The organism is Chryseobacterium sp. Y16C (assembly GCF_022488405.1).
GTDB classification, from domain to species: Bacteria; Bacteroidota; Bacteroidia; order Flavobacteriales; family Weeksellaceae; genus Chryseobacterium; species Chryseobacterium geocarposphaerae.
This window is the reverse complement of record NZ_CP092711.1, coordinates 4,118,603-4,139,338: the sequence shown is the minus strand read 5'-3', so window position 1 is coordinate 4,139,338 and position 20,736 is coordinate 4,118,603. Positions and strand designations below refer to the sequence as shown.

General features: G+C 35.5%; 11 protein-coding genes. 5 read left to right on the top strand and 6 right to left on the bottom strand.

Going from position 1 to position 20,736, the window contains the following annotated elements:
* Positions 1–99: 99 nt before the first annotated feature.
* The 5 genes from MKS83_RS18745 to MKS83_RS18725 form a co-directional block, all read right to left on the bottom strand.
* Positions 100–1,683 carry a calcineurin-like phosphoesterase C-terminal domain-containing protein gene (locus MKS83_RS18745; protein ID WP_240580872.1) on the bottom strand — a complete coding sequence of 528 codons (1,584 nt, stop codon included), beginning with the start codon at positions 1,681–1,683 and terminating at the stop codon, positions 100–102.
* A 19-nt stretch (positions 1,684–1,702) separates the two neighbouring features.
* Complete coding sequence (locus tag MKS83_RS18740) at positions 1,703–3,166, bottom strand: SusD/RagB family nutrient-binding outer membrane lipoprotein (RefSeq protein WP_240580871.1); 1,464 nt, start codon at positions 3,164–3,166, stop codon at positions 1,703–1,705.
* 33 nt (positions 3,167–3,199) lie between these two features.
* Complete coding sequence (locus tag MKS83_RS18735; RefSeq protein WP_240580870.1) at positions 3,200–6,172, bottom strand: SusC/RagA family TonB-linked outer membrane protein; 2,973 nt, start codon at positions 6,170–6,172, stop codon at positions 3,200–3,202.
* A 304-nt stretch (positions 6,173–6,476) separates the two neighbouring features.
* Complete coding sequence (locus MKS83_RS18730; RefSeq protein ID WP_240580869.1) at positions 6,477–7,223, bottom strand: glycerophosphodiester phosphodiesterase family protein; 747 nt, start codon at positions 7,221–7,223, stop codon at positions 6,477–6,479.
* Between the two features lie 62 nt (positions 7,224–7,285).
* Positions 7,286–10,381, bottom strand: coding sequence for a TonB-dependent receptor (locus MKS83_RS18725; RefSeq protein WP_240580868.1), 3,096 nt, complete (start codon positions 10,379–10,381; stop codon positions 7,286–7,288).
* 241 nt (positions 10,382–10,622) lie between these two features.
* Between MKS83_RS18725 and ligA the strand changes: the two genes are divergently transcribed.
* The 5 genes from ligA (at position 10,623) to MKS83_RS18700 (ending at position 17,671) form a co-directional block, all read left to right on the top strand.
* A complete protein-coding gene (ligA, locus tag MKS83_RS18720; RefSeq protein ID WP_240580867.1) occupies positions 10,623–12,626 on the top strand; it encodes an NAD-dependent DNA ligase LigA in 2,004 nt (667 codons plus the stop codon).
* A 106-nt stretch (positions 12,627–12,732) separates the two neighbouring features.
* Positions 12,733–13,194 (top strand): ester cyclase, encoded by a 462-nt coding sequence (locus tag MKS83_RS18715; RefSeq protein WP_240580866.1) that lies wholly within the window; start codon positions 12,733–12,735, stop codon positions 13,192–13,194.
* A gap of 76 nt (positions 13,195–13,270) precedes the next feature.
* The gene (locus MKS83_RS18710) at positions 13,271–13,918 is read left to right on the top strand and encodes an MgtC/SapB family protein (protein ID WP_240580865.1); all 648 of its coding nucleotides are present in this window, start codon (positions 13,271–13,273) and stop codon (positions 13,916–13,918) included.
* Between the two features lie 85 nt (positions 13,919–14,003).
* Positions 14,004–16,145: a S46 family peptidase gene (locus MKS83_RS18705; RefSeq protein ID WP_240580864.1), complete on the top strand. Its 2,142-nt coding sequence runs from the start codon at positions 14,004–14,006 to the stop codon at positions 16,143–16,145.
* A 326-nt stretch (positions 16,146–16,471) separates the two neighbouring features.
* Positions 16,472–17,671, top strand: coding sequence for a retropepsin-like aspartic protease (locus MKS83_RS18700; protein WP_240580863.1), 1,200 nt, complete (start codon positions 16,472–16,474; stop codon positions 17,669–17,671).
* 62 nt (positions 17,672–17,733) lie between these two features.
* Here the strand turns inward: MKS83_RS18700 and MKS83_RS18695 are convergent, their stop codons facing one another.
* Complete coding sequence (locus MKS83_RS18695; protein ID WP_240580862.1) at positions 17,734–20,601, bottom strand: M16 family metallopeptidase; 2,868 nt, start codon at positions 20,599–20,601, stop codon at positions 17,734–17,736.
* Between the last annotated feature and the right edge of the window lie 135 nt (positions 20,602–20,736).

The following is a 20,736-nucleotide window of genomic DNA, read 5'->3' as shown; positions in this document are numbered from 1 at the left end:
CAAGCTCAGCATGACATTCTGGTATAACTTTGTAATTAAAAGCAAAACCGGCCCTAAAAAGGACCGGCTTCATTTGAAAGTATAGTAAAAATTGAAAAACTAAGGAATAAGAATTGAGTTTTGAACCTCAAATTCCTGTGATGTTGAGAACTGATTTCCATACATGTCCGTCGCTCTTACCTCAACCTTATGTTTTCCTAAAGAAAGCTTTTTAGAGAAATCTCCTGTCCAGATGTGTTTTGAGATTTCCGGATTTGAAGGTCTTCTTCCCGGGAAAATATTCTGTGTAGTATCCCATTTGAACACCGACATTACAAAATTCGGATCTAAGGTTTCATCATAATCCATCAATTCCCACTTTTCATCGTCAATCCTGTATTCCACTTTATCTTTTTTGCTTCCCATGAAGAAATTAGCCAAGATTTTCGCAGAAGTTTTTGACGGGTAAGGAATCACTTTCGGAACGTATAGATTAATCTGATAATCTTCCGGCTTCCCGGCTGTTTTGTATTTAACTTTATATTGATTGTCATTGAAACTGATAAAAGAATATCCTTTTGCCGTACCATCTCTCATAGTTGAGGTTGGTAATCCCAAGTCATCTGAAGTTCCTGACCACCAATCTCCACAAGTTGTTCCTACGTTGTATTCATGAAGGTCTTTTGAACCGTTCCACCCTGCTGATTTTCCGTAAAAAAGCTGCTGCTGAATGTGCGTATGTGCTGACAAAATCAATGCATTTTGGAAAGGCGTCAAGTAATCAAATAATTTCTGACGGTCTGAGTTTCTGAAATTATCTTCGTTTTTATGCTCTAATGGAATATGAAAAGAAACCACAATCAGTTTGTTTTTATCTACCAACTTCAAATCGTTTTCAACAAATTTCAACTGGTCTTCACGGAATCCTCCCCAATATCCTTTTCCGTCTCTAGGATCCGGATATAAAATATCATCTAAAACAATGAAGTGAACATTTCCGTAATTGAATGAATAATTTGCAGGTCCGAAATTTAATTCAAAGGTTTCGTCAGAAAGCCTGTCTTCTTTTGCTTCATAATTCATATCGTGGTTTCCCATCACATTATACCAAGGCAACCCGATTTCTTTCATTACATCTGCATAAGGCTTTTGTAGGCTTAGATTATCTCCCACCAAATCTCCTAAACTGATTCCCAATACTGCATTTTTCTTGGTAGTTTTTACTTCATTTACAATGGCTCTCTTAAAATAGTCCAACTGCTTTTCGGTATAAGGCTGTGGATCTCCGAAAACCAGAATATCAAAATTTCTGCTTTCATTCTGCTTGTTTAAAGCAAAATTAATTTCTTTCGGAAGTTCTCCTGTAGGCGCAGAGCCTTTGTACTTAAAATCTGTGGGAGAACCTTTCGGTTTGTACTGATAGTAATATTGAGGCAAATTATTTTCATTTACGGGTGTCATATACCCGGAAGGTTTAATCACGAAAATCGTTTGCCCATCCTGAATTGGTAAGCTGTATCTTCCGTTTTTATCGGTTAAAACAACCTGTTCTCCATTGGAAACCGCAACATTTTCTATTCCTTTTTCTTTGTTTTCTTTCTTCTGATTCTTGTTACTGTCTTCATATACATAGCCTGAAACAGAAACTTGTGAAAGTGCCATTGCTGAAATTAACAGGCAAGGCATTATAAGTTTTATGTTCATTTTTATTCTTCTTGAAAGTTTATTGATTCCACCAGTTAACTACATTAATATTGTCCCCACCAATGGACTGAACTGCTGCTTGATAATTTTCGGTGTTTAATACCTTTGTCAACGGTGGATATAAAAGTCTCTGTGGCATTTTACCATCATTAAGCAATCCTCCGTTATTAGGCATTACCGGATAACCTGTTCTTCTTTGCTCGAACCATTGTTGTCCATCCACGAAGAAAAGAGCAAGATACTTCTGAATCATAATTCTTTCTAAAGTATTGTTGTATGTAACATTGGCTCCTGTCAAATATCCTGCAGGCATGGTAAGTCCCCATTGTTCGATAGCAGACTGAACTCCTTTTTCGTAATAAGCTTGTGCGTTTCCTGAGATAATTCCTTTAAAAGCTAATTCTGCAAGGATAAATTGCAATTCAGAATAATGCATAACAAAAATATTAAAAGGGGCAATTGCCAAGTTTGTAGCACTCACGTTAGATGGTTGGTAGCTGAAAGTAGTTCCTGCTGCATATCCTACAGGTGCTCCTTTATACCCTAAACTTGTGTTAGTTGCAAGATCTTTCGCTGTAGAAAAAAATCTAGCTAATCTTGGGTCAGTAGCTGAGTTGTTCTTAAGGGTATTTATAAGAAATTCTCCGGCAGCACGTCCTGTAGTAAAATCCTGATATCTCGCAATAGGAGCACTCAGAGGTTCAATTCCTGTAATACCAAGCATTGCGCTATCTGAATTTGCAGTAAAGATGGGATATGTCGTAGGGTTGTTTACAATTTCATTTATTCTCTGATATACATTAATCTCTCCATTTTTTTTCAAGATCCTTGTCAAAAGTCTTAAAGAAAGTGAGTTACAGAATTTTTTCCATTTTAGAATTCCGTTTACATCGTTATTGGCATTGTAAAACAAATCGGTATCCGTAAGCGGTGTAGTGGTTACAAAAAGTGAATTTGCTGTTTTTAAATCATCAAGAAGTTTTATGTAAATATCTTTTTGTTTATCAAATTTTGGCTGGCTGATTCCTTCCGCAAGCTGCGATGCTTCAGAAAAAGGAATATCTCCGAAAGTATCGGTAAGATTGGCATACAACCAGGCATTCATTACCATGGCAATTGCCTGATAGTTTTTGTTGTTTTGTGCTTTAGCAAGATTGTAGATATCTTTTACCTGTTTCAGCCATTTGTAAGAATTATTCCAATAGCCCGTTCCTGTAGATTCACTGATATAATAGCGGCTTACGTTGGTTACCGATTCATTCGGAAAATCAATAGCTTCCTGCATGATATCGAAAGTAAAATCATTCGCCCTCATATATCCTGCTGAAGCCATATTATACTGCACCGGGGCAAGCAGACTTCCTGCAGTAGGATTATATAACTTACTGGTATCTGTATTTATTTCTTCAAAGTTCCTATCGCAGGAAACCAGTGTACAGGCTACTGCAAAAAGACCAAAAATTTTAATTATTATATTTTTCATTATGTTGATTTTATAGTTGTTATGACTTGGCTTTTAAAATTTAACATTAAGCTGAATTCCTACCGTTCTTGCTGTTGGTAATTGCCCAACTTCTGCACCTGGAGTGATAGAGCCATTGTTTAAAGTGGCAGCTTCAGGATCGAAAAGCGGGAATTTTGTCCACATCCAAAGGTTTCTACCGAAAACAGAAAGGCTTAAATCTGTCATTTTTAACGATTTTACTAAATCTTTAGGGAAATAATAAGTGATATTAGCTTCTCTTAGTTTAACGAAAGAGGTATCGAACGAGTTAGTCTCAATATTGGCTCTTCTGTAATAATCTGCATAATAACTGGTAAGAAGTACTTCTTTTGTATTCGGAGAAAAGCTTCCGTTCGCATTCTGTACCACACCTTGTCCCACAATCATTCCATTAGGATTGTCTCTTCCCATCAAAGTATTGGTAAGCTTACCCTGCTCAGACATTTTGTGATGTGATTGTGAGTACGCTCTACCACCGTACTGCCCATCAATAGAGAAACTCACGGCAAAGTTCTTATATCTGAAAGTGTTTTGTAAACCAATTCTCCATTTAGCATAGGCATTTCCTACATATTCTATTTCTGTAGACTTTGCAGTAAGACCATCTGCTCCGTAAATTACCTGTCCATCGGGAGATCTTTGTAATTTATATCCATACATATCTCCTAAAGAACCTCCTACAACAGCATTGTAAAATAAAACTCCTCCGACACTTGACATAGTATAAGGCTGTCCCTGAAATTCAGCAGGAAGTGAAAGTATTTTATTTCTGTTTAAAGACCAGTTTGCAGAAACATTCCAAGAGAAATCTTTAGATTTTACCGGTGTAGCAGTAAGCATCATTTCAACACCTCGGTTTCTTACTTCCCCAGCGTTGATCATTCTCTGAGTATAGCCACTTTCTGCAAGCGTTTGTACGGGGATAATCTGATTTTTGGTATTATTTTGATAAACGGTTACAATATAATTTAAACGGTTATTAAAGAATCCAAAATCCATCCCCGCTTCAATATTGGTATTCATTTCCGGTTTCAGATTGGCATTCAGCAAAACATTGTTGGTTTCTGCCCCACCTGTAAAGCCACTAGAATTGAAGTACTGATAAAGTTTGTAAGGTTCCGTATCATTCCCTACCTGAGACCAGGAGCCTCTTAATTTCCAATAGTTAAATGATTTCGATTTTAATTTCAATGCATCGGAAAGAATTAATGAAGTAGCTACAGATGGATAAAAATAAGACCTGTTTTCTTTTGGCAAAGCACTACTCCAGTCATTTCTTGCCGTCACATCTACAAACCAGATATTATTATAGTTTAAGTTAACCAACCCGTAAATACTGTTCATTTCTTTATCTCCTGGGATTGGAAATAGGGATTGTAAAGAAACAGCATTCGTAAGTTCATATAAACCTGCTACTCTAAGACCGGTTGCTTTATAATCGTTTTGAACGTATTCGTTGTATCTTATATTTCCTCCGGCAGAAATATTATAGTTTAATTTGCCAAATTTATTCTTGTAAGTAAGTAATAAGTCTGTATTGTACTCAGAGTTTTTGATATATTGTTCTCTGTAATATCCTTGAGCATAGTTTGCAGAATTCCAAGGTCTTTTGGTTGTTCTTTTTTCATTGGTTACTTCTAATCCGGAACGAAGCATTATATCAAATTGTTTCGTTAAGCTATAAGTCGCAGTGATATTGCTATTGATAAATTTTTTATCTAAACCATTCAGCATTTCATAAGCAATAAGATAAGGGTTATCAATAAAAGAACTGAAAGGGTGAATCTGTGCAATCTGATACTGACCTTGCTTCCAAACAGGTTTATACCAAGCCAAATCTACATTCGGATTCTGAAAAATCATGAAATACGAAATCGACTGGTTATTATATCCCGTTGCCGGAAGATTGTCACTTTTTGTACTATTGAAAGCGAACTTTCCAACCACTTTAAGCTTTGAGTTCAGCTGATGGTCTAAAGACAATGCATAATTGAAACGGTCAAATCCCGTATTAGGCATCATCCATTCATTTTTTTGATAGGTTAAAGAGGTCCTGAAAGCAGTATTTTGGTTGGATGCTTCTACTCCTAATGTATTAGAATACGTACTACCCGTCTGCCAAAAATCTTTCACATTATTGTCATAAGATCTCCAAAGCTGTCTTGATTTGCTTTGTCCTTCTATGGTAGGGTCATATTGAAAATAATACTGTCCGTTAAATTTAGGTCCGAAAGCACTGCTCGTTCCTCCTGTACTTACTCCGTCAGCTGAAGCACCGTAAGAATAATAAAATTGTCCTGCAGAATTTTTTGCCAAAGTTCCCTGCCCGTATTCATGCTGATAATCCGGCCATTTTAGAACAGAATCAAAGCTGGATGAAGAATTAAATGTTACATTTACTTTTCCATTCTTATTTTTCCCTGATTTTGTTGTAATCATAATGGCACCACCTGCTCCTCTGGAACCATATAAAGCCGCCGCAGAAGCTCCTTGCAATACCGTTACTGACTCAATATCATCCGGGTTGATGCTGTTAAAATTGTTTCCGAAGTCTACCGGGACATCACCTCCTGATCCGGCTGCATACGCATCACTACCATTACTTGTGCTGGTTCCCCCTAAAGGCACTCCATCTACTACGATAAGCGCGCCATTTTGATCCAGATTCATGGAAATTGCACCTCTTAATGTAATTTTTGAAGTACCCAACGGACCCGATCCCGCTGTCTGAATTTTCAAACCGGCCACTTTACCTTCTAAAGCTTGTGCCCAGTTATTATTCTGAGTTTTGGTAAATTCTTCTCCCTCTACTTTTGTAGCAACATATCCCAAAGACTTATCATGTCTTTTAATCCCTAATGCTGTTACAACTACCTCATCAATGCTTTTAATAGTATCTTTTTTAGCTTTTTGCTGAGCCGCCAGATTGACACTGACTAATCCTAACAGTGACAAAACCAGTAATTTTTGAGTCTCTTTACGCATATCCTTTTTGTTTGCGCAAAATTAAACCGACCTCCCCGTAAGGGTTTTAACACTGTTTTAACATTTATTAAAGAATCATTAAACCAAATATTAATTTATTTTTAACAAAAAACATCAAAACACTGGGTATCATTCACTTAAGACAATTAAGTATTTTTAATATCAAATCTGTACTGTATTTGCCTAACTTTATTGTCTTTTCCTGATAAAATAAATTTTTCCTTCGTACAAGCAACTCCATTTATCATCAAAAAAGCCTGTCTCCAAAGAAACAGGCTATACAACAGATTATCTGATACAGTTATTATTTTCCCTTCAGCTGATCGGGAATATTGGTTGTAATGAAACCAATACCTTGTTTTTTCAGCTCATCATATACAGTAACATCATTCACCGTCCAGGCATTGGTAATCAGCCCTAATGATTTTGCTTCGGCAATCCATGCAGGATTTTTTTGGAATACGCTGTAATGATAGTCTATTCCATCCAATCCCTCACTCTTAATCTGTTCAGGAGATAATTCTCCTCTCAGATACTGAACTTTAAATGTAGGTTCAAGCCTTTTAATTTCTTTACAAATGTTTAAACTGAAAGAAATAAATTCGCTTTGAGATTCAAGCTTCATCTCTTTAATCATCTTGATTGTTTTTGCCGTCAGTTCATCTTCTTTTTCCTTGGTTTTATCCGGCTTTATTTCTACGATTAATTTTAATGATTTGTCTTTCTTCCCTTGTTTTAAATAGTCTTTTAAGGTTGGAAATTTCTCTCCGTTCGACAATTTCAATGCTTCCAGTTCTTTAAAATCGGTTTCCGAAATCTCCATTTTTCCGTGGTGCTCGTCATGATTAACCACCAAGACTCCGTCTTTCGTCATTCTTACATCAAACTCAGATCCATATATTTTCAGGTTCTGGGCATTTTCCAATGATTTTAATGAATTTTCGGTAGTGGGTGGCTGTGTCTGCCAATACCCTCTGTGTGCAATAATCTGGGTTTGTGCCTTCATTACAACTGTGCTTAAAACTGCTAACCCTAAGATAATTTTTTTCATAATATAATTTGATAGTTTATATAAAAAGCTTCGAACTTTTAGATAAAAGTAGTATTTAATTGTTAAAACGAATACTTTGCTCCCACCTGAATCTGATAAGGGTTTCCTGATAACGGAGCCAATCCGTTTGTATTTCTTACGTATTCAAACTGCTGAGTTGTGGTATTGAATTTTGTAGCTCTGTACAAAGCCATATTGGTATATGATTTGTTAACTCCCCACTCTTTATTAAGAAGATTTGCAACGTTAAAAATATCAACTGAGAGTTCAAATGCCCCAATTTTTTCAAATTTGATTTTCTTCACCACTCTTACGTCCCAAACTCCATAAAACCCGTTCTTACCTCCGTTTCTTTCAGCAATTTTATTATTGTAATCCGTAATATAATTTTTCAATGCTTTTCCTACTTCAGGATCATTAAGCAATGACTCCGTTAAGTTTGGAAAAATATAAGCCAGGTCGTTAGAATCTACAAAATCTCCATTAATATTCCCTCCCGCAGTTAAAGAAAAACGGGTTCCTCCGATTCCTGAATATCTGATTCCTAAGGTAAATCCTGCAATAGTTGGCGAGTTTCCGTAAATAACTACTTTATTTCTGAATTGGTTATCCGAATAGGTCATTCTCAAATCTCTTGGATCACTCTGAACCGGAGTCGATAAAGTGGCAGAGTTCGCAACATTTCCGTTATAGGATGTGTTATCTTTAATATCAGACCATGTATAACTTGCTGTAATTTCCCCGTCTTTCCAATAACGGTAACTTGTATCTACTACAAATGAGAACTGATTTACTTTTCCATCACTTACCAATTCCAGAACCCTGCCGAAATTATTATTAATTCTTCCTTCTTTCCAGTTAAGAGTTACTGTATTGTTTGAATTGTTGGTAATCGCGTATACAGGAACATAAACTCCTCTTCCGTCTTCATTAGCCAACGTAATAAAAGGAGTTGTTTTCATATTACGATCATAATAGAAATAGTTATTTCTTCCCAATGCCATATAGCCCGCAACTCCCGCTCTGAATCTTTCATTAAAGAAATGCGTATAAGAGAAATTAGCTTTGTAAATAATCGGAATTTTAGCATCTTTTCCTGTATAATTAATTGTTGGAAGCTGATATTGAGCCAAGCTAGGAACAGTACTATAATCATTTCTATATTCTATAAAATTCGGAGTAAGCCCAATTTGAGAAGGGTTTACATCCAAGGTTGCCAAATGTTTCCCGTCAAACACCAAATTATTAATAATCATGTAATTATTAATATCAGATGAGAAAATTCCAGCTCCGAATTTCACATAGTCTTTATTTGCTTCATTAATATTCCAATCAAACTGGAATCTTGGCTGGATGACAAAAGATTTAATTTTATTATCCGTTCTGATTCCCATTTCATCATACAGTTTTTGATTGAATTCAGCTTTAGGATAGCCTCCGTAATCCAATCTCAAACCTCCCATAAAGTCTAAACCTGTTGCAATTTTAGTCTGAAACTGTCCATACACCCCAATATTCCAGATGCTTGACTTTACTGAAGGATCTTCCATTAAAGGGACTTCTCTGTAATATCTGTTGGAGATCATGTTATTAAATGCATTAATTCCCTGATAATAAAATTTCCCGTTCACTTCACTTCCATACACAGATCTTGCTTTTGTATACATTAAATCGGCTCCGAATGTATATTTTACTTTATCCGTATTGTAATATAAATTGTCTACCAGCTGGAATACATTATTTCTAAAACTCTCCTGCCCGAATCGGTGGCCACCAATCTGAATACTCGTGGTTTTCGTACTATTATCATAAATTTTTGAGGCTACACCTTCCACTATAGCTCTGGGAACCGGATGACCTAACTCATCATTCTGATAACTATCCTGGAAAGTATATAAATACTGGGCCTTCAATTCATTTGTTAAGTTAGATTTTAAATTTGATCTTAATGTTAGTAATAAACTGTTATCTAAGTTTTTGTCATTCCCATAAGACTCAAAGAAATTGATCGCCGTATTGTCAACCAGTCCATTTTTATTCAGATCATACGTAAAGTTGTTTCTCAATGTCAGTAGGTGTTTATCATTGATTTGCCAATCCAAACGTAAAAATCCTGCATCCGAGTTACGTACTTTATCAAAAGTTCCGAACTGCGGTGTATTTCCAACGCCATATTTTGCTCTGGCAATATCCAGAAACTGATTAAGGGTTTGGTTGGTAATATTGAATCTCGCTTCATCTTCATTTGATTTAATATCAGCAATAATCAACGGCCTCGAATCCAGCTGATGATCCCATGCTGCGAAAAAATGCAATTTGTTTTTAATGATTGGACCGCCCAATGAGAAACCGAACTGGGACGTTGAGAAATCATTGTTTCTTTTATTTCCTCGAATATCATACGGACTGGAAAGCCAGTTGGTTCTCAAATATTCCCAGGCACTTCCAGAAAATTTGTTGGTACCCGATTTTGTAACGGCACTTACTGTTCCACCACCGCTTCTTCCCAATGTTACATCATATTGATTGGTGGTAATTTTAAATTCACGCACTGCTTCAATTGAAATAGAGAATGGAGCACCACTTCGGCTGGTTGTAGCTCCCGCAGAAGTAGGATTTTTCGCCGTCATTCCATCAATGGTAAAATTGGTGGAAGAACCTAATTGCCCCGAAAGATTCCCTCCTTTCCCGCTTAAAGGTGACAAATCGGTAAGACTTGCAAAATTTCTTCCGTTCACCGGTAAGATACCAATATTCTTAGCAGTAATTGCAGTTGCGGCACCAAGATTTCCGATCTTATTCTTAAGATTCCCGGCAACAACCACTTCTTCGATTGTTTTTTCACTGGCCAAATCCATATTTACCGTCACCTGATCTCCAAAATTTACCGTATACCCTTCTTTTTTCTCATCATTTACAATCACCGTATAAGGTCCACCTAGAGGAATTTCTTTGAAAATATACTCCCCCTTTGAGTTGGTTTCAGTTTCGGTTTTAAAACCTGTAGATTCATTAATAATCGTCACTTTCACTTTCTCCTGAGCCGTTTTTCCAACGCCGGTTACCTTTCCTACAATCGACGCCTGTGTGGTTTGCGCATACGCCAGCGTTCCGAAACTCAAGAACAATAAACCCAATACAATCTTTACTTTTCTCATTTTGTCAAATTAGCTGTGCAAAGGTATATCGACCTCCACCCCTAGCTGTTTAAGAGAATTTTAACATTTTTTCAATTAAATGATAACATTGTGTTAAACCATTGTAAACAGGCATTCTATCAGCTATTTAATCAGCAGGTTAGGCTATATTAATGGATTTTAATTTTCTCAGAATATTTAATTCACCTATTTTTTAAATGCAATTACTTTAATTACTTTTGCTTAAAAAGATAGAAACCCAATGTCCGAAAACATTCAACAAAAAATAGAGGAACTTCGTAAAGAGCTTCATCAGCATAATGAAAATTATTATCTTCTTGATACTCCGACAATTTCAGATTTTGATTTTGATATGCTGTTGGAAGAACTTCGTGATCTGGAAGCAAAATACCCTGAGTTCTACGATGAAAACTCTCCAACAGTACGTATTGGTGGTGGAATTACCAAAGTTTTCCCAACAGTTCAGCATAAATTCAGAATGTATTCTCTGGACAATTCTTATGATTTTAACGATCTTGAAGACTGGGAAAAAAGAATTATCAAAACCATTGATGAACCTGTAGAGTTTGTTGCTGAGCTTAAATATGACGGGGCCTCCATTTCTATTTTGTATGAAAACGGAAAATTAGCTCAGGCTGTTACTCGTGGAGACGGTTTTCAGGGCGACGAAATTACGGCAAACGTCCGAACCATTTCGGATATTCCATTGAAATTAAAGGGTGATTTTCCTGAACATTTCTTTATGCGTGGTGAAATTTACCTGACGAGAAAAAACTTCGATAAAATCAATAAATTACGTGAGGAAGAAGGCCTTGATCCTTTCATGAATCCAAGAAATACAGCCAGTGGAAGTTTAAAAATGCAGGACAGTGGTGAAGTGAGGAAACGCGGACTTTCCTCAGTTTTATATCAATTTATTTCCGAAGATATTCCAGCAGAATCACATTGGGAATTGCTTGAAAAGGCAAAATCCTGGGGATTCAAAACTTCTCAACAGGCAAAACTGTGCACGACTTTAGATGAGGTGAAAGAATTCATTAATTTCTGGGATCTTGAAAGACATAATTTACCTTTCGAAATTGACGGTATTGTTTTAAAAGTCAATTCTTTAAAACAACAGAGACAACTTGGGTATACGGCTAAGTCTCCGCGTTGGGCAATGGCTTATAAATTTAAGGCTGAAAAAGTGGAAACCGAATTACAAAGCGTTTCTTATCAGGTGGGAAGAACGGGAGCCATCACTCCGGTTGCCAATCTGAAACCTGTTTTACTGGCCGGAACCATTGTAAAAAGAGCTTCCCTACATAATGAAGATATTATCAAGAAATTAGATCTGCATGAGCATGATTTTGTGTATGTAGAAAAAGGAGGTGAAATCATTCCAAAAATTGTTGGAGTCAATACCGAGAAAAGAACTGATGAAAGCAAAGAGATCGAATACATCAAAGACTGCCCAGAATGTGGAACAGAATTAGTAAAAATTGAAGACCAGGCGATTCATTTCTGTCCGAATGAGCTTCATTGTCCGCCACAGGTTGTAGGAAGAATGATTCATTATGTTTCAAGAAAAGCCTTAAATATTGAGAATTTGGGAAGCGAAACCATCGAGCAGCTTTACAGAGAAAAATTGATTGAAAACCCTGCAGACTTTTATACTTTAACCAAAGAACAGCTTCTTCCACTTGAAAGAATGGCGGAAAAATCTGCACAGAACATCATTTCAGGAATCGAAAAATCAAAAGAAATTCCTTTTGAAAAGGTATTGTATGGAATTGGAATAAAACATGTTGGTGAAACGGTCGCTAAAAAACTGGTTAAGAACTTCCCAACTATTGAAGAATTGAAGAATGCTACCGTTGAAGAGCTTTGTCAAGTGGAAGACATCGGGACAAAAATCGCAGTGAGTATTGTAGACTTCTTTGCCAATTCTGAGAATATTTTAATAATCGAAAGACTAAAATCCTATGGAGTTCAGCTAGAAAAAGGAGAAAGTACCAATGAAGTTTTATCCAATGCTTTAGAAGGAAAAACCTTCCTTTTTACCGGAAAACTCTCTTTATTCACCAGAGAATCAGCAGAAGAAATGGTGGAAAAACACGGCGGAAAAAACATTTCTGCTGTGTCTAAAAACCTTAATTATCTCGTAGTAGGCGAAAAAGCTGGAAGCAAATTGAAAAAAGCCCAGGATATCGGAACCATTGAAATCCTAGATGAACAGCAGTTTTTGGATCTGATTAATTCATAATCGCTTTACATTTTAAATCGTTTTTATAACAATTTAAAATACCGTTTTTAAATGTAACAAAATTAATTACATTTAATTATCTTTGTTTTAAATAAATATTTTAAAAATGAGAAAAACTATTGCAATTTTTATTTTACTCGTATTTTCTCTCTTTTCAATGGGATTGAATGCACAAAGTAAAAAAGTATCACAATCTGATCTGGACCACAACAAAAAACTGGTAATAGATTTTTATCAGAAGATCTTTGGAGATCACGATTTTACGAATATTGACCATTATCTTCTGCCGACTTATATTCAACATAATCCTAATGTTGCTGATGGTTCAGCAGCATTTGAAAAAGCGGTAAAGGGCTGGTTGCAAAACAAACCAAAAACGAAAATTGATGTTCAGCACATTGCTGCAGAAGACGATTTAGTTTTCATCCATATCAAGAATGTTTTACCAGATGGAAAACTACAATCTGTAATTGACATTTTTAGAATTGAGAACAAAAAAATTGCTGAACATTGGGATGTTCACGAAATTGTTCCTGAAAAATCAGCCAATGCACATCCGATGTTTTAAGATACACTCCATAAATCATACTCTTTTATCAAAGATTTTATCGTAATTTTAATCAAAGAAGTTTAAAATCTAAAAAATGGAATTTTTAAAAGACCATTATGTTATTCAGAATGAGTTGTTATTGATTTTCATATCCGTTGTGTTAGGAATTCTGATTGGGACGGAACGTGAATACAGAAACAAATCTGCGGGATTACGTACTTTCATTTTGGTATGTTTTGGTTCCTGTCTTTTTACGATTCTTTCCATTAAAATTGGAGTTCAGAATCCGGATCGATTAGCCGCTAATATCATAACAGGAATCGGTTTTTTAGGAGCAGGAGTCATTTTTAAAGGAGATAATAAAATTGAGGGTATCACTACCGCAACAACAATCTGGGCAACCGCTTCTATTGGTATGGCGGTAGGTTCAGGATATGTTTATCTTTCTCTATTAGGAACTGTTTTGGTGTTATTGATTTTAAGCTCTCTTACTTATTTCGAAAAATTTATTGACAGACAGCACAAAATAAGGGAATATAAAATTGCAGTGACCAATGCTAATGAAATTGCTCATTGTGAAGAGCTTTTCAAAAAGCACAGCTTAAAATTTACACTGTCAAAGCAGCAATACACACAAGGAAATCTTGCCTCCAACTGGATCCTTACAGGAAAAGACATTAATCATGAAGCCTTGATGAAAGATCTCAGAGAAGATGAAACCATTATTGCCTATCAATTTTAAGTAAAAAAATAAGACTGCCTCAAAAGCGGTCTTTTTCTTTTAGTAAAAAATTAATTTTATGTATTTTTAGGCAAAATTTTTTGTAATGATAAAACGTAATATTCTCATTGCTTCGGCATTCTTAAGCTTTTCTTTAGGAATTGCCCAGCAATACGGCGGAATGTGGATCCCGACAGAGCTTAATGAAAAGGAAATGAAAGACTTGGGAATGAAAATTTCTGCTAAAGATATATTCAATGTTCAAAAACCAAGCATTAAAGATGCTGTAGTACAGTTTAACGGAGGCTGTACTGCCGAAATTATTTCTCCAAAAGGATTACTACTTACCAATCACCACTGCGGATACGGACAGATACAGGCTCATTCTACGGTTGAAAACGACCTTCTATCCAATGGCTTCTGGGCTAAAAATCCGGAAGGTGAACTTCCTAATCCAGGTGTTACGGTAGATTTTATTGTAGATATTAAAGAAGTTACTCAACAAATCCTTGAAGGCACAGACAAACTTACAGAACCTGAGCTTTCAAAAAAAATTGCCAATAATATTGAAGTTTATAAAAACTCTCAAAAAATAGAATCTTACCAGTCTATTTCTGTAAAATCAATGTATTACGGAAATAAGTACTATGCTTATACTATCGAAACTTATAAAGACATCAGATTGGTAGGAGCACCACCACAAAGTATCGGAAAATTTGGAAGCGATACCGATAACTGGGTTTGGCCAAGACATACGGGAGATTTCTCGATGTTCCGAATTTATGCAGGGAAAGACAATAAACCCGCAGAATATTCAAAAGATAACATTCCTTACGTTCCGAAGCACTATCTTCCGGTTTCTATTAAAGATAAAAATGAAAATGATTTCACTTTCGTATTCGGATTCCCGGGAAGAACAACGGAATACTTACCGGCTATTGCTGTTGAAAAAATCATGAAGGAAATTGATCCGGCAAAAATTGCCGTGAGAGATGTTGCATTAAAAACGTTAGATGAAAAAATGCGTACGGATGATGCCACACGTATAAAATATGCGTCAAAATATGCTTCTGTAGCCAATTACTGGAAAAAATGGATCGGTGAGGTTGAAGGATTAAAGAAATCTAATGCTGTAGAGAAAAAAGTAATGTATGAAGGTTCTTTGGTTTCAAAAAATCACGAGATCAAATCTACATTAGACCAGCTTAATAAATTGTACAACGATCAGGCTCCTTATGCTCTGAACAACGCTTATTATACGGAGGTTATAAGAAATGCTGAAACATTGATGCTGGCTAGTCTTTACTACAACTACGTGACTTCAGTAGAAGCTGGAAGAATGGATGAAAAGGCAACAACCACCTTCAAAAATAAATTAACTTCATTTTATAAGGATTACAGTGCCGAGTTAGATGCAAAGGTTACGGCAAAACTGTTAGCATTGTATACTAATAAAACGGCTCCGCAATTCTTACCCGCAGGATTTGATAAATATAAAAATGAAGCTCAGAATATTCAGAGCATTGAAGAAGCATCTAAAAACTCTGTCATTACAGGAAGAACTGATGTAAACGGAGCTTCTACCTCTAAAGATATTGAAAAAGCATTTTCTAATCAGGATAAGCTGATCAAAACACTGAAAAAAGATCCTATCTATCAGATTTATGTTACTTTAAGGGAAACATATGTGAAAACAGCTGATCCTCAGTTTACTTCTTTGCAGGCTAAAATTGATGAGCTGCAGAAAACATTCATGGCTCAGCAAATGGAAACCGATAAAGACAGAAAATTCTTCCCGGATGCCAATTCCACTCTACGTGTTACGTATGGAAAAGTAAAAGGATCCAGCCCGAGAGATGCGGTTTCCTATAATTACCAGACGCATTTGGCAGGGGTAATGGAAAAATATGTTCCGGGAGATTATGAATTCGATGTTCCTAAGAAGCTGATCGATCTTTACAATAAAAAAGACTTCGGAATTTATAAAGATAAAACAGGTGATGTTCCGGTAGGATTTACGGCAACCAACCACACAACGGGAGGAAACTCTGGAAGTCCTGCTCTGGATGCCAACGGAAACCTGGTTGGACTGAATTTCGACAGACAGTGGGAAGGAACAATGAGTGACATCAATTACGACCCTCGCTTTAGCCGAAACATTATGGTGGATACAAAATACATTCTTTTCATCATCGATAAATATGCCGATTCAAAATGGCTGATCGATGAAATGAAAGTTGTAAAGTAAAATAACAATCCTGGATTTTTCCAGGATTTATTTTTTTATTATGGCCAATTAGTAATTATGGACTTTTGATTGATAAACTTTAGTCTTATAAAACTCTTCATCATGTGAAAAATTAATATATTTGAGCTATTCTTTATCAATATATGAATATAAAAAGCAATTGAAGTTAATGTTGGATTTCTCATTTTACTCTGCAGAAACTTTTCTACAAGAAAAGATTTTATACCCAAGTCAGAACACAAAATATGAAGAAACAACTCTTCAAAGAAATTAAATAATCTATCTAAGTTTGCCACTTATTTTTAGTATCAAACAACTTTTATCCTATGAAAAAACTTTTATGTATCGTATTTCTGAAATTTCTTATAAGTTTTACTTTAGCTCAGAATAAAATCAATCTCAATCAGGGAACAATTTTACCAAAAAAATACAATCAGACAGTTCCTTATGAAAAGATAAAGGGAAAACTAATGGTAAAAGTTCAGATTAATAATAAGAATTACAATTTTCTTTTCGACACAGGAGCTCCTTTTGCTATTTCTCAAAAGCTTTTTAAAGAATTAAATTTAAAAACCGTAGGCGATGTGGATTTACATGACTCTTCCGGAAAGGCTGAAAAAATGATTATCACAAGTCTTCCTGATTTGCAATTGGGAGAAATACATTTTAAAGATAGTCAGGGAATTGTTTTTCAGGAAGCAACAACCGAAATATTAACCTGTTTTGGTATTGACGGAATCATCGGAAGTAATATGCTGCGTAACTCTGTGGTACAGTTTGACGACAGAAACAATCAGATTATCATTACAGATAATGTTGATAATTTATCCCTAAAAACTGAAGTTTATCAAAAGCTTGATTTATCTGCGAGCCAGAGCAATCCTTTTATTAATGTGATTCTCAAAAAAGGAAAAAATGATGCTGCAGATAAAATACTTTTTGATTCCGGTGCAGAAAGCTTTTATGAAATGTCTTTGGATGCTTACAAATTTTTAAAAGAAAAGACCGATGTCATTACAACCGTTGCGGAAAGTAAAGGAACATATTCATGGGGATTTCATGGGATGAGTGATTTACAGTTCCAGCATATTTTAGAAACTCCTGAATTTATTCTCAATAATGAAAAGTTTGAAAATGTACGGATTACCACTACAGAAAGTCAAGAATCCCGAATGGGGTCTAAAAGCTTTCAGTTCGGTAAGTTTACGTTAGATTACCGTAAAAAAAGATTTTATTTCGAGCCTTATGAGAACATTGATAAAACAAAAGTTTCTGAAAAGACATGGGGAATTTCTCCTACTATAAAAAACAAAAAATTTGTAGTAGGAATTATCTGGGATAAGAGCCTGGAAAAAGAAATAAATCTTGGAGACGAAATTCTTCAGTTTGGAAGCGTGGACTTTGAAAAGAAAGATTTTTGTGAGCTGATAAAAGCTGAAACCGATTTTCAGGAAAAAGAACTTACTGTCGTTTTAAAAGATATAAAAACCGGAAAAATTAAATCCGTTACAATAAAAAAAATATAAAGAGACAAATCCCTTCTTTCAATATAAAAAATCTGCTGAAAATTTCAGCAGATTTTTATTTTTTAATGTCCAAAAATATCTTTCAGACTCACTTCTTTGAATGTCCCCATCTTATTTACCGCTTCCCTATTCAGATTTTCTTTTTTCCCGATAATGGCAGTATTGAAATGAATTGGTTTTATTGAGGTCTGATAAAATTCTTTCAGATCACTAAATTTAAGGTTTTCAATCTGCTGATAAATATCTTTTCTGAAATCGTAATCAATTCCCAGCTTTTTCAGTCGCAAAGTATTAAAGAAAATATTGGTTCTTGTAATTCTTGTGGAAGCAATCTGTTTCAACGCTGCATTTCGGGCATTTTCAAACTGACTGGGAACTTCAGGAAGCTCACTCATCAGCTCCGTCATGGTATCTACTGCAATCTGTAATTTATCCGGCTGCGTTCCAATATATGTTGTGATATAATCGGGGTGATTCAATTCTGAATTAGGAGCATAAGAAACATAGGCAGAATATGCAAGGCTCTTACTCTCTCGTATTTCCTGAAAAACGATGGATGATAATCCCCTTCCGAAATATTCATTAAAAACATTGATTTTCCCAAAGTTATTAATATTTACAGGATTTCCTCGTCCCACTTTGCTCATCTCCATTTGCACCATGTCATAGTTGATGAAATAGACATTCCCGCTTGTTTCCGGTTCCGGATATAGTTTCGGCTCCGAAACCTGAAGAGTTGCATTCTCTATATACTTTCCGATATAACCCGTGAAACTTTCAAAATTTTTACCATAAAAAAATATCTGATAAGGAAATTTGAACAGCTTTTTAAGCCTGTCGGTAAACACTTCAACATCAGCATTTTTAAGCTCTTCCTCCGAGATAATATCGGTAAATCGGGAGGATGCTCCCAGTTTTGTATAATTTGTTAAGGCCGTCATAATTCGGCTTTTATCTTTTTTCACTGCCGCTCTGTTCTCTAAAACAGTTTCTACGAATTGTTCGTAAATTTCCCGATCAGGCTTTACCTTATACATCCAATGCTGAAGAAGCTCTATTCCTTTTTCAATATTTTCTTCCAGTCCGCTTAAAGAGATTAAAAGCTGATCATTGGTGGTTTTAAAATCATTGGAAACCCCGATTTTAAAAAATTCTTTTTTAAGATCTTCCGGCGAAAACTGATCAGTCCCCAAATATTGAAGAATCTGGGTAGAAACTCCCAAATCGCGGTCATGATCGCTTCCAAAAGGAAAAATAAAATGAACCTGGGCAATATCATTATACTTATTTTTAACGAAGCTCAGTTTTTTATCTTTAATTACATCTGTTTTAATTTCTTTCTGATAATCAATAAATTCAGGCTGGATATCTCCTGTTTTTTCTTCCAGAATCTGCTGTAAAAATTCAGACTGATTTTCACGGTTGATTTTTACTGGGGTTATTCCCGGGTTTTCAACTCTGATCAGCCTGTCATTAGTTCCTTTTTCTTTATAAACAATTACATAATTTTCCCTGAAGAACTCATTGGAGAAGGTTACTACATCTTCTTTCGTAAATTGAGCATATTCATCCATTTCATTCAGCTCCTGTTCCCAGGTCCTTCCTTTAATGTAGGTATCATAAAGATTGGTTGCCAGTCCGTCTGCAGTTTCCAGGGTTTTCATTCTCTGCAGCTTAAAATCGTTGATAATGGCAGGAAGCATCCAATCCGGGAAATCTCCGTTTTTCAATAATTCTATCTGTTCTAAAACCAACTCTTTAGCTTCATCCAAAGTCTGGGTTTCCTTAGGAACGGCAACGATTGAAAAATATCCGTATTCCTTTAATCCTACAGAAAAAGCCTGTCCCCAAAGTAGTTTTTGAGTCTGATTAATATTTAAATCCAGTAATCCTGCTTCTCCTCTATTGCTCAGAATATTGGCTACAATATCTGCCAACATCGCTTCTCTGGTTCCGTAGCTTTCCGTTCTCCAGGCTAACTGTACTCTGGGTGTAGTCGGACTTTTCACAGTTCTTCTTACAATTTCTGTAATCGGTTTTTCAATAATCGGAGTTTTTTTCGGAAGCTCTCTGTAAGGAATTGCCCCAAAATACTGATCCACAAGCTGAATAGTTTTCTCAAAATCTAAATCTCCGACTAAAACCACCGCATAATTATTAGGCACATAATATTCATCAAAATATTTGTGAATCGCCTTCATTGAAGGATTTTTCAAATGTTCCGGCTTTCCTAATGTTGTCTGCTGTCCGTTCGGATGGGTTGGAAAAAGAGCATCCATAAGCTCATAATTCACCAATCTTGAGTCATTATCCTGTGCACGGTTGAATTCTTCATAAACAGATTCCAGCTCAGTATGAAAAAGCCTTAAAACTATTTCTGAAAACCGTTCTTTTTCAACTTTAAGCCATTTTTCAAGCTCATTATTCGGAATATTGTTTTTGTACACCGTTTCATCAAACCATGTATGTGCATTCGTTCCTGTTGCTCCCAATGAAGAGATTGCCTTATCATATTCATTGGCAATCGCATACTGACTGGCTTCCTGGGAAATTTCGTCTATTTTTTTATAGATCTCTTTCTTTTTTTCAGGGTTAGATTCAGCTTTATGCTGCTCATACAAATCTGATATCTGATCTAATAATTTACTTTCCTTTTCCCAGTTCTGAGTCCCGATTTTCGAAGTTCCTTTAAACATCATATGTTCAAGGTAATGTGCCAATCCCGTATTATCAGAAGGATCATTATTACTTCCCGTTCTCACCGGAATATAAGTCTGAATTCTTGGGGCATCAAAATTCTGGGCTAAGAATACCTTTAAACCATTTTTTAAAGTATAAATTCTTACCTTATTTTCATCATTGGAAATTGTGATATATTCGTAATTGTTGAAGTCTGTATGAATGGTTTCTCTGTATCTTCTGTCGGTCATAAATAAGCTAATTTTCATTCTTAAAAAGAAGAATGTTTACAAATGTAAGGAATCAAAAAAGAACCTCTGAAAAATTACTGAATATTACATCTATTGTTGTGATTGTGAAATGTTAAAATTTTATTTGGTATTCTC